At 69.2% G+C, this 6196-nt stretch carries 6 protein-coding genes; 3 read left to right on the plus strand and 3 right to left on the minus strand.

What is annotated here, in order from left to right; genetic code table 11:
• The first annotated feature begins 16 nt into the window (after positions 1-16).
• Together HCA44_RS05165 and HCA44_RS05170 are read left to right on the plus strand one after the other, a co-directional pair.
• Complete coding sequence (locus HCA44_RS05165) at positions 17-217, plus strand: ferredoxin (protein WP_169647466.1); 201 nt, start codon at positions 17-19, stop codon at positions 215-217.
• A complete protein-coding gene (locus HCA44_RS05170) occupies positions 214-1425 on the plus strand; it encodes a cytochrome P450 (protein ID WP_346764585.1) in 1212 nt (403 codons plus the stop codon). Before HCA44_RS05165 ends, HCA44_RS05170 begins: the two co-directional genes overlap by 4 nt.
• On the opposite strand, the gene puuE is transcribed toward HCA44_RS05170, so the two are convergent.
• Genes puuE through HCA44_RS05185 form a run of 3 tightly spaced genes read right to left on the minus strand, consistent with a single transcriptional unit; the run spans position 1415 to position 4653 of the window.
• Positions 1415-2326: an allantoinase PuuE gene (gene puuE, locus HCA44_RS05175; protein ID WP_169647771.1), complete on the minus strand. Its 912-nt coding sequence runs from the start codon at positions 2324-2326 to the stop codon at positions 1415-1417. The two genes, HCA44_RS05170 and puuE, sit on opposite strands and share 11 nt — an antisense overlap.
• A 17-nt stretch (positions 2327-2343) precedes the next feature.
• Complete coding sequence (alc, locus tag HCA44_RS05180) at positions 2344-3360, minus strand: allantoicase (protein ID WP_169647773.1); 1017 nt, start codon at positions 3358-3360, stop codon at positions 2344-2346.
• 60 nt (positions 3361-3420) lie between these two features.
• Positions 3421-4653: an aldolase/citrate lyase family protein gene (locus HCA44_RS05185; RefSeq protein WP_169647467.1), complete on the minus strand. Its 1233-nt coding sequence runs from the start codon at positions 4651-4653 to the stop codon at positions 3421-3423.
• A 127-nt stretch (positions 4654-4780) separates the two neighbouring features.
• Between HCA44_RS05185 and HCA44_RS05190 the strand changes: the two genes are divergently transcribed.
• Entirely contained in the window at positions 4781-5842 is a 1062-nt protein-coding gene (locus HCA44_RS05190; RefSeq protein WP_169647468.1) for an isopenicillin N synthase family oxygenase, read from the plus strand.
• Positions 5843-6196 lie beyond the last annotated feature (354 nt).

Here is a 6196-nt window from a genome sequence, read left to right on the forward strand (position 1 = left end):
GGACAGGAGAACGAGTATGAAGATCAGCGTCGACCAGGTGAAGTGCTGTGGCGCAGGGCAATGTGTCATGATCGCACCCGAGGTGTTCGACCAGCGCGACGAGGACGGCATCGTCGTCCTGCTCGACGAGTCGCCGGACGCGGACCACCATGACGCGGCGCGTGAGTCCGCAGACGTGTGCCCGGCTGCCGCCATCAGCATCGGCGACGACGCGTGAGCGCCGTCGATGCGCCCGAGTTCCCGCATCCTCGCGCGGCGGGCTGCCCGTTCGGATTGTCGACGGGCATGCGGGAATTGGTCGACCTCGGCCCGGTGGCTCAGGTGCGGTCGTGGGGCGACAGCACTCCCTGGGTGGTCACGCGGCACGCCGAACAGAAGCAGTTGCTGGGCGATCCGCGGCTGAGCGCGGACTTCTCTCGCCCGGGGTTTCCGAGCCCGGTCGACCCGGCGACGGCAGGCGGCGGCCACAACGACATGAGCTGCGTCGGGATGGACGACCCCGAGCACGCGCGGCTGCGCCGCATGATCAGCGGGGTCTTCACGATCAAGCGGATCGAAGCCATGCGGCCGCGTGTGCAGGCGATGGCGGACGAGTTCGTCGACCGCATGCTCGCCGGTCCGAAACCGGCCGATCTGGTGCAGGAGTTCGCGCTGCCCATTCCGTCGCTCGTGATCTCGGAGTTGCTCGGGGTGCCGTACGACGACCACGAGTTCTTCCAGACCAACAGCAAGACGATCGTGTCGTCGGTCGCCACGGGCGACGAGCGCAGGGCCGCGCACGGGGCGCTCGCCGACTATCTCGACGATCTCGTGGGCCGCAAGGCATCTGCGCCGGGCGACGACCTGCTGTCCGCGCTCGCCGACCGCGTCGACCGCGGTGAGCTGACGCGCCGGGAGGCGTCGGCGATGGGCGTGTTGCTACTTCTCGGTGGGCACGAGACGACGGCGAACATGATCACACTCGGTACGCTGCTCCTGCTCGAACACCCCGAGCAGTTGGCGATCGTGCGCGACACCGACGACCCGAAGGTGCTGCGCGCGGCGATCGAGGAACTGCTGCGTTACCTGTCGATCGTGCACCTCGGCAGGCGGCGTACCGCGCTCGACGACATCGAGATCGGGGATCGGACGATCCGCGCGGGCGACGGCGTGGTGCTGCTCGGCGAACTCGCGAACCGCGACCCCGACGTCTTCGCCGACCCGGACGTGTTCGATGTCGGGCGGGATGCCCGTGCACATCTCGCGTTCGGGGCGGGCACACACCATTGCGTGGGGCAACCACTCGCACGCATGGAGCTGCAGGTGGTGTACCCGACGTTGTTCCGGCGCATTCCGACCCTGCGCGCGGCCGTCGACCTCGACGACATCCCGTTCAAACACGATGCCGTCATCTACGGCGTGCACGAGCTGCCCGTCACGTGGTGACCGGTGCAGGATGCACCGATCGCCAGTGCCGAGCGATGTCGACGCGCCGGGTGATCCACACGTCGTCGTGCGACTGCACGTGGTCGAGGAAGCGCTCGAGCGACGCGGTACGTGCGGGGCGTCCGGCGATGCGGCAGTGCAGGCCCACCGACAGCATCTTCGGTGCACCGGCGGCACCCTCCGCGTACAGCGTGTCGAAGGCGTCGCGCAGGAACGCGAAGAACTGGTCTCCGCTGGGGAATCCGGCGGGCGACGCGAAACGCATGTCGTTCGTGTCGAGCGCGTAGGGCACGACGAGATGATCGGTCGCGCCTTCGCCGCCTGCGTGCGGCACCTGCACCCAGTACGGGAGATCGTCGGCGTAACTGTCGGAGTCGTAAAGGAATCCGCCGTGCTCGACGACGAGCGCACGGGTGTTCGGCGAGTCGCGTCCGGTGTACCAGCCGAGCGGTGCGGAACCGGTGAGCCCGGTGAGTACCTCGACGGCACGGGCCATGTGCTCGCGTTCGATGCGCTCGTCGACGAGTTGGTAGTTGAGCCAACGCAGCCCGTGGCAGGCGATCTCGTGGCCGAGCTCGCCGAAGGCCGCGGCGGCCTCGGGATTGCGTTCCATCGCCTGCGCGACCGCGAAGATCGTGAGTGGAAGACCGCGTCGCTCGAACACCCGTAGCACTCGCCACAGCCCCGCGCGTGAGCCGTATTCGTACAGCGACTCCATGCTCATGTGCCGGTCGGGGAACGGATCCGCGGGCGTCATCTCGGACAGGAAGGTCTCGGAGTGTGCGTCTCCGTCGAGGACGTTGCGTTCGGCGCCCTCCTCGTAGTTGAGGACGAACTGCACCGCGATCTTCGCGTCGTTCGGCCATCGGGGGTCGGGGGCGTGACGTCCGTAGCCGACCATGTCGCGCGGGTAGTCGTTCACGGACGCACCTGCCCCGCCGCGAATCCCGCCCGTACAGCGCTCGATCCGATGTCGGTCAACGATCCCCACAGCCGGAACCGTGCCATGCCGCCGTCCGGGAAGATGTCGAGCCGCGCGTCGGTGACGGGCCGCGCGTCGTCGAGCACGAAGCGGTGTCTCGTGTCGGGTTGCAGCGGGGTGCGGGGGAGGAGGGTGAACCAGTCGCCGTCGCCGAGCCTGCCGCGCACACTCGCCGCGCCCGGTGCGTTGCCGAGGAAGTACGACGTGTCCAATTCCACGAGTGCCGGGACACCTTCCGCGGCGAGGCCGATCTCGACCCAGTCGTTGCCGTCGTCGCGTCGCCTGGACGTCTCCCAGCCGTCGCCCATCACCCGGGCGAGGCCCGGCAGCAGCATGTTGGCGGGTGAGCCGTAGAACATGTTCGAGCACGACGCGACGCGGGCGCCGTTCTCGAGCGCGGCGAGATCGACGGGGCCCGCGGTGAGGAATCGGGGATCGGGGCGCCCTTCTCCGTGCACGCGCAGTCGCGCGACGCCGCCGTCCGGGTACATGGTGAGTTTGACGTGGGTCCAGCGAGACTCGGCTCCGGGGAGGTTCGCGTCGATCGCGAACGGGTTCTCGGTGTCGCCCTGCACGGCGGTGCGCGGCACGATCGTCGTCCACTCCGCCGCGCGGACGTCGTCGACCGAGGGAAAGCCGTCGACGGCCGCCGCCTCGATCGAGATCTCGGGTGGATAGTTGCCGGTGAACCACGCGGTGTCGACGACGACGCCCCGCACGACACCGGGCACGCCCAGCCGCACGATTGCCTCGTCGACACCTGCGGTGCGGCGCCTGCGCGTCTCCCAGCCGTCGTACACCTGGCCTTTGTGGCCGAACGTGGCCGCCTGATGTGCTGCGGCGGTGGGGCGGACGAGGTTCTCGCGTTCGGCGAACAACTCGTCGTTCGCCCACACGACGGCGCCGCCGAGCGTGCGCACGGCGAGATCGGGCAGATTCCGGAAGCTGGGCATGGTCACGGTGGTGTTCGATTCTCCTGGAGACGGTCGCGAAAGAGACGGACGGCGAGTGTGTTACGGACTGTGTGTGCGAGTGACGAGTGCGTCGAGCGCGTCGGTGGTGCACGACGGGGCGAGCGCGAGTACATCGGCGTGCGCGAACGCGCCGACCGCGAGACCGCGCCGCACGACCGTCGCGAGCGCCTGCGCCGTCGCCGGTTCGTCGACGACGCTGCCGCCGATCCGGGCGAGATAGCTCTGCAGGCGCGGCGCCGCCGCGGCGAGCGCGCCGCGGAAGAAGTCGTAGTTCGCGAGCAGACGTGTCACCAGGTGCCCCGGGTGCATGTCCCAGCCCTGGTAGTAGCCGCGGCCGAGCGCCCGCGCGACGAGTCGATGGTGCCGTGCGAGTGCTGCGCGCACGTCGTCTTCGGAGCCGACGGGTACGACCTGTGTCGAGCCGTCGCACACCCACACACCGGTCTGCGCGGCCGCCGCGAGCATGACGGCTTTCGCGTGGTCGGCGACCGGATGGTCGAGTGACTGGAACTGCGGTGCGATACCGCACGCCGCGCTGTAGTCGTACGTGCCGTAGTGCAGGCCGGTGCAGCGGCCGTCGGCGAGATGGATCGCCTGCGCGAGTGTCGCGCTGCCGTCGGGACCGACCACGGCCTGCGGGCTCTCGATCTGCAGCTCGAACCGCAGCGCGCGGGCAGGCAGTCCGTGTGCGCGCTCGAGCTCGTCGCACAGCGCGACGACCGCGGGAACCTGTTGTGCGGAACGTAATTTCGGCACCGTGAACACGAATCCGGCGGGCACGCCCCCTGCCGCGTCGAGGACGAGTTCGAGGGTGCGGATACCTCGTGCACGCTCGTGCGGCGCGAGACCCTTGGCCCGGATACCGAGGGACGGCGGTCCGTGCGGATCGGCCGCGAGCGAGGCGAGCGTGCGGCCTGCCCGCGCTGCGTGTGCGTCCTCGACGTCGTCGCCGCGGACTCCGTAGCCGTCCTCGAAATCGATGCGCAGGTCCGCGATCGGACGCCGGGTGAGGGTTCCGCGCGCGAGGTCGACGGACGCGGGGGTGCTGATCTCGCCGAGCGCGTCGACGTGCCGCTCGAGCAGTTCGAGCGCGTCCTCGCGCCACCGCGAGGGGGTGCTGGCCGACGCGTCGGCTGCGCTCACGTACACCGTGTGCAGCGGTTGCCCGTGTGGTCGGTCGCCGGGAAAGTGCCGGGCGAGCGCGTCGTCGACGGGGGTCAGCAGCGCGTCGATGCGCTGGTGCGCGGCGGGCGGAAGGCGGAGCGATGTCACCGTTCGATCTTGGCAGAGGGTGCGTGTTTCGGCCTGTCGACCAGTGTGGGCCCGCTCTCACCGGGCGACACGGACTCGTAACGTCGGCGACGTCGAGGCGCAAAGTGACGCCGCGATACTGGCCCGCATGTCTGCTCCCGTGTTCTCGGTTCCGACAGTCGATATCGCCCCCTACGTGACGGGCGGCGATGCTGCCGAGCGTGCGATGGCCGCGCGCAGCATGGACGACGCGTGCCGCACCGTCGGCTTCGTGCAGGTGACCGGGCACGGCATCCCGGAAGTCGTCACCGATGCTCTCGCGGCGGCGCTCGACCACTTCTTCGCGCTCGCCCCGGAGGTCAAGGCTCGCTACCGCGTGGAGGGAGCCAACCGGGGGTACAGCCCGCCGAAGAGCGAGGCCCTGAGCCTGAGCGCGGGCATCGACGCACCCGCCCGCATGAACGACTTCTTCGAGGCGTTCAACGTCGGTGTCGAGGCGCGCTCGTTCACGCACCTCGAGCTGGACGAGGCCGACTACGGCCGCAACGTGTGGCCGGACGAGGCGGGCGCAGCGTTCCGGGACCCGGTCGAGACGTACTTCGCCGAGGCCGCGCGGGTTGCCCGCACCCTGACCACCATCTTCGCCGATGCCCTCGGAGTGCCTGTCGAGTTCTTCGACGACCTCACCGGCCACTCGATCGACGTGCTGCGGATGAACAACTACGCGCTGCCGCCCGGCACCGTCGTACCGGGTGCTGATCTCACCGGAATGGGGGAGCACACCGACTTCGGCATCGTCACGGTTCTGTGGGCCGATCGCGTCGCCGGTCTGCAGGTCCTCGGCAGCGACGGCGAGTGGCACGACGTCGCGCCCGCTCCCGGGGCGCTGCTGGTCAACCTCGGCGATCTCACCGCCCGGCTCACCAACGACCGCTGGATGTCGACGCTGCACCGTGTGAAGCCGCCGCTCGTCGACGGCACGATCGTGCGGAGACGGTCGGCAGCGTTCTTCCACGACGGCAACGCCGACGCCGTGATCGCTCCACTGCCCACGTGCCCGCCCGCCGCCGGGCGGCCGTACGACCCGGTCACGGTGCGCGAGCACATTGCTGCGAAGCTCGGTGGCTCGCGCCTCGGCAAGCTCAACACCCGCGCCGATCGGGAAGCGGCGCGTCTCGCGTCGGCCGTGCCACACGTCCCGGTGGAGTGAACCGTCTGCGACGGCCGCGCCGCGCGTCGCAGCGACTGTGAGTGTCAGAACAATCATGTTTCGGAACCGCTACGGAGGGGAACCGCTCGGCACAGGATGCGCGGTTGCATGCGCACCGGCGCCGTCCTCGGCAACGCGACATGGACGACTCGCGGAGGCGAATCGCCAGTTGCTCGGCATTTCCAGGGTTGAACCTTCATGCCGCTACCGTTTTGTGACATGGTACGAAAACCGGTTTGTACCAGCGTTTTTCGGGTGTTACCTGGTCAATCGTTCAGTTGAGCACGGTTTGTCGCTTTGGTAGACACGGCTGCAGAGTACGTCGAAGTGCGACTGTCGGCCGGGAGGTACACG

The organism is Rhodococcus sp. HNM0569 (assembly GCF_012726205.1).
Classification (GTDB): Bacteria; Actinomycetota; Actinomycetes; order Mycobacteriales; family Mycobacteriaceae; genus Rhodococcus_F.

Bases quoted from the DNA above. Each gene is read 5' to 3' on its own strand.
- HCA44_RS05190 (WP_169647468.1), top strand. From the start codon at position 4,781: ATGTCTGCTCCCGTGTTCTCGGTTCCGACAGTCGATATCGCCCCCTAC.
- puuE (WP_169647771.1), bottom strand. From the start codon at position 2,326: ATGGTCGGCTACGGACGTCACGCCCCCGACCCCCGATGGCCGAACGAC.
- HCA44_RS05165 (WP_169647466.1), top strand. From the start codon at position 17: ATGAAGATCAGCGTCGACCAGGTGAAGTGCTGTGGCGCAGGGCAATGT.
- alc (WP_169647773.1), bottom strand. From the start codon at position 3,360: ATGCCCAGCTTCCGGAATCTGCCCGATCTCGCCGTGCGCACGCTCGGC.